Genomic DNA, 4,988 nt, shown 5'->3' on the forward strand with positions numbered 1-4,988 from the left:
ATCCAAGGCCACGCGACGAAACAGGTCCGCAAACGTCGAGTCACCGCCGAAGCAAGTTTGGATGTAATGGTTGATCTCGTTACTGTCGTAGCCTTCGACGTACAAAGTTCTAACCCATTGGTACTCAACAGCCTTCAAATTGTTTAGTGTAGCTTCGCTAAGAGTGGGGCGTGTGACGCTCAAGTGTGGCTCCGGGAATTAAAAGTACATCCATTATGATTGGCGGTATTTAACCAGAGCAAAATGACGACTTTATTACAGTCAAAATAAATCATTGAGCTTAGGGCTATTCATTCTAAGTGTTGGCTGAGAATCACGTTCTATGAGCGAAACAGAGTGCCTTTGGGGTATGTTAGATAGGTAGGGTTAGATAAACGAATGCCAAGCGTGTGCTTGGCATTTAAACAGTTTACTGGCTGAAAAGGCTAGGTACTAAACGATGCTATAGCTCTAATGACTGACCTTATTTCAGATACTTCACGTGCGCTTCCATCTCTTCACCGATCTGTTTTCGCATGTTCATTAGGCGAATCGCTGAGTCTCTTAATTCGATATCTTCTGGAGTTTCTGGTACCCACTCAGGGACTTTAGTCGGGTTACCATTTTCATCAACCGCAACCATAATAACGATACAGTGAGTGGTAAGACGGTTGTTCAGCTCTTTAGGGTCACTCGCTTGTACATCGATAGCAATATGCATAGAAGACGAACCGGTATAGATAACTTTCGCACTCACCTCTACCAAGTTGCCTACATGAATTGGGGCAACAAATCGAATACCGCCGGCGTAAGCTGTAATGCAATATTTACCACTCCACCCTGCAGAGCAAGCATAGGCTGCTAAATCGATCCATTTCATTGCTGCGCCACCATGAACTTTACCACCAAAGTTCACATCCCCGGGTTCAGCTAAAAAACGCAGAGTAACGTCTCGTTTACCATCTTGTCGGCTATTGTTACTGCTCATGTATCTTCCTTCATTATTATTTTATTGCATAACATGCTTGTTACTTGCTAATAACAATATACTTAAGACGACATAATTTAAAGCGGATAATCTCAAGGTTAAGAGTATTTTTTCAAACGGATGACAACTAGGTGAAGGTTGATGTTTACGGGGCTTATGGGACCTTGAAAAACAAACCGTAGCGAACTTTAGTAACAAAGAAAAACACCTAGCGCAGTGCTAGGTGTTTTAAGCCATTGGGTACTCATCGCGGTACCTTTATAATGTTAGCCAACTAACCGTTGTTTTATTTGGTTTCGTTAAAGTGATTCTATCTTCATTACCACTAAGGTGGTAGTTATAAGTCTTTATTATTGAGCTCACTTTTACTGTTGTATGAAGTATAGATCCTTCGCGTAGATATTTCCTTTCGGATTGTTGTTTGGGAAGCCTTTGAGGGTATTTCGCACTAATCGAGTGTGATTGTAGTGATATAGAGGCATAACTGCTGAAGATTCGTTTAATATCGACTCAGCATGCTGGTATAAAGCAAAGCGATTAGCCTGATCTTCCGTCTTGCTTGCTTGCTGTAAAAGCTCATCGTATTCTGGATTCCAGAAACCGCTTTCGTTTGCTGTGTGATCGCAAGTGAATGCTTCTAGAAGAGCAGAAGGTTCTGGGTAATCGCCAAATGCCCATGAACGAGCAAGTTGATAGTCTCCGGTTCCTTTTGCTGCGACGTATGCTTTCCATTCCATGTTTTGTAATTCAACGTTCACCCCGAGAGGCTTCCACATCGAGGCAATTGCGATGGCAATTTTTTTGTGGTTCTCGCTGGTATTATAGGTGAGTGTGAATTTCAGAGGGTTTGCTTCGTTGTATCCAGCGTCTTCAAGTAGCTGTTTCGCTTTGGCTTGGCGTTCGACACTATTTAATGCTTCAAATACTGATTTCGGCGCCGTGTAGTCAGGAATGTTATTCGGTGTCACGCTGTAGGCTTCGGGTTCACCTTGCCCTGTTACTTTATCGACTAGTATTTCACGGTCCACGGCCATGCTTAGTGCTTGACGTACTCTGACATCATCAAATGGTGCCTGACGCGTATTGAACGAGTAGACGTAAGAACCTAGCAAAGCTTGCGCTTTAATTTGCTCTGGGCTCTCTTTGACAAGTTTTTGGTAGTACTCAAGCTGTACGCGATTGGTCATATCAATCTCACCAGACTGATAACGAATAAGCTCGGCGTTTTGAGATGATAACCCTAGGTAGGTTACCTTATTAATAACCGTTGAATCGTTATCCCAATAGTTTGGATTTCTCGTCACTTCGACGTATTCATTGGGAACCCATTTACTGAGAGTGTAAGCACCATTGGTCGTGATGTTTTCCGCACGAGTCCATTGATCTCCTTTCTCTTCTACTAATTTAGTTGGAAGAGGGAAGAAGGTTTTAATACTCATTAAACTCATGACGTAGGGAGTAGGTTTCGATAAAGAGATCTCTACCGTGCGCTCGTCCAGTGCTTTAATCCCCAACTCTGAGGGATCTTTGTCTCTAGATAGAATTTCACTGGCGTTGACGATATTTGCCGTTGAGAACACAAAACCCGTGTTGTTGCCCGTTTTGGGAGACACAGCGCGTTGCCAACCAAACACAAAGTCTGCTGCGGTCACAGGATCACCATTTGACCATTTAAGGTCGTCTTTTAAAACGAATGTGACCGTTTTGCCCCCGTTGCTGAATGTCCAACTTTCAGCTTGTCCTGGAATAATTTGTCCATCGCTGTTCTCGATAACAAAGCCTTCGAACATATCGTTGACGATAATGTCTCCTGGCATGCCAGAGTTGACGAAGCTAGGGTCTAGCGTATTTGGCTCTGCACCATTCCCACGAACAGAATGCTGTTCTTTGGCGAGTGAAGTGCCAGAGGGTACAGAAGCAGCAATAGCTGAAGTCGAAGAGAGAGCGATAAGCGATGAGATAAGCAGAGGTAGCTTTGGTTGAATCATTGTAATTCCTTTTACAACTTAAACAGTACTCAATGCATTAAACATGACTCGGACACAGGCTGCAATACAGCAAGTGTGCATTAACGGAATTTGAAAGCGGTGTGAACAAAACGAAAATGCCTGCGGAGTAACGCAGGCATTGTTAAGTGAAACTTGTTCGTGTGTAGGAAGCTTAAAGCATGGGAATTTTGCCTAACTTTGTTGAGGTAGTGGCGCTTCCAGTCTCGGTTTTCTTTTTACTTGAGCAAGGATAACACCAGAAACGACCATGATACCGCCAATGATATGGAACTGGTTAATCTCTTCGCCTAACCATATCGATGCCAATACAATTGCGACTACAGGCATTAAGTTCATGAACATCGCACTTGAATCAGCGCCAATCGTGTCAATCGCTTTGACCCACATCCAAGGTGCTAAAATAGAAGCCGCTACAGCTGCGTAAGCAATCAAAGGAATGGCTTGTTGTGAAGGTACTAGCTGCTCGCTCGTTAGCCAAAGTGGAGCCAACATAGCGACCGCGAATATCCCTTGCATGTATATGACAACCCAATTGCTGATCGGCATTTTCCAACGTTTTAGCAACACGCAGTAAGAAGCATACACACAAGCTGCGATTAACATGTAGCCATCGCCCTGTGTTAACTCTTGATGGATGAAGAATAGGGGATCGCCTTTGCCAAGCATTAATGCTAAGCCTGATAGAGACAACACACCGCCTACAATACTCAAACTTGAAATCGATTTGTTAAGCAGTGGCACGCTAAGGAATACGCTGATCAATGGCACTAATGATGTAATCAAAGCCATGTTCGAAGCGGAAGTGGTTAAGCCTGCGTAGTAACCTAAAGATTGGTTTAACACCATGCCTAGAAAGCCAAGGAAAGCCAGCTTTGATAAGTTAGGTTTAATGATTGGCCACTGTTTGATAACCGAGCGAATGCAGAAAGGGGTCAGAATTAACATCGCAATAAACCAACGGTAAAAACTCATCGCGCTTGGTTCGATGGTGCTTGCAGCGAGCTTGTTGACTATCGCATTGGCACCCCAGATACAGACTGTGAAAAAAGGTAAAAGATAATGCATGTGAATTCCATCGCAAAATGAGTTGATGCGGCTAGTTTGACAGGTCGTTATACTTACAGATATCTTTAAAAAGACATCAGGCGCGATAGGAAGACAAGTTTGAAAAAACACCCAAGAAACCTTCACCCATCCTTATCAATTGATAAGGCACCATCCAACGTATTTATGAATTTTGAAGCGTTTCTATCGAATACTGAAACGCGTGTCCACAGTCACCCTTGGGGACAGGTTCAGTTGATCAGTGGTGGGATTCTTGAAATGGAGGCAGAGGGAACTCGTTTCTTGGCGCCGCCACATCTCGCAATTTGGGTGCCAGCAGGGGTTAGGCACTGCAGTTATAACCGTAAACCACTTGATTACTGCTCACTGAATATCGCCCCAGAGTTAACTCAGCACCTTCCAGAAAAGACCAGTCTAATTAAGATCACGCCGATAGTCTCTTCGATCATTGATGACTTTCGTCAGCGTGATATTAACGTTGCACAAACCGAACCAGATAAGAGATTGGTCCAGGTCTTATTGGATCAACTCGCAGAGCGTCAAGTTGAACACCACTTTTTACCTTCAACTGACAACAAGTATCTTGCACCTATTTTAGCGGCGATAGAAGAGAACCCCACAGATGAGGTTTCGTTGAAAGATTGGGCGGAGAAAGTACATGCTACCGAGCGCACTTTGTCGCGTCATTGCCAGAGTGAACTGGGCATGAGTTTTACTGAATGGCGACTGCGCGTTCGTTACTTATACTCAATGGATTTGCTAAGAAATGGGCAATCGGTTAAAGAAGTTGCGCTTACGTTAGGCTACAACCAAGCCAGTCCTTTCATCAGTATGTTCAAGAAGTATTCAGGTCAAACTCCCGAACAATATAAGAACCGTTTGTTGTAATAGGTTTAGTTAATTCCTTCGATTAACAGTGTGGAGGTTACTGTTTTTATATCTAAATT

5 protein-coding genes are annotated in these 4,988 nt (G+C 43.6%); 1 reads left to right on the plus strand and 4 read right to left on the minus strand.

Going from position 1 to position 4,988, the window contains the following annotated elements; translation table 11 throughout:
* The 4 genes from BCT81_RS16860 to BCT81_RS16875 form a co-directional block, all read right to left on the minus strand.
* On the minus strand, positions 1-183 hold a 183-nt coding region (locus tag BCT81_RS16860), incomplete at its 3' end, for a hypothetical protein (protein ID WP_102425197.1).
* 280 nt (positions 184-463) lie between these two features.
* The gene (locus BCT81_RS16865) at positions 464-967 is read right to left on the minus strand and encodes an acyl-CoA thioesterase (protein ID WP_008215795.1); all 504 of its coding nucleotides are present in this window, start codon (positions 965-967) and stop codon (positions 464-466) included.
* A gap of 365 nt (positions 968-1,332) precedes the next feature.
* Positions 1,333-2,955: a peptide ABC transporter substrate-binding protein gene (locus BCT81_RS16870; protein ID WP_102425195.1), complete on the minus strand. Its 1,623-nt coding sequence runs from the start codon at positions 2,953-2,955 to the stop codon at positions 1,333-1,335.
* A gap of 192 nt (positions 2,956-3,147) precedes the next feature.
* Positions 3,148-4,041, minus strand: a complete 894-nt coding sequence (locus BCT81_RS16875) for a DMT family transporter (RefSeq protein WP_102425196.1) — start codon at positions 4,039-4,041, stop codon at positions 3,148-3,150.
* 99 nt (positions 4,042-4,140) lie between these two features.
* On the opposite strand from BCT81_RS16875, the gene BCT81_RS16880 reads away from it, so the two are divergent.
* On the plus strand, positions 4,141-4,929 hold the full coding sequence (locus BCT81_RS16880; RefSeq protein ID WP_008215789.1) for a helix-turn-helix transcriptional regulator: 789 nt from the start codon (positions 4,141-4,143) through the stop codon (positions 4,927-4,929).
* Positions 4,930-4,988: the final 59 nt, after the last annotated feature.

Source organism: Vibrio sp. 10N.261.52.A1 (assembly GCF_002876325.1).
In the GTDB taxonomy this organism is placed as follows: domain Bacteria; phylum Pseudomonadota; class Gammaproteobacteria; order Enterobacterales; family Vibrionaceae; genus Vibrio; species Vibrio chagasii.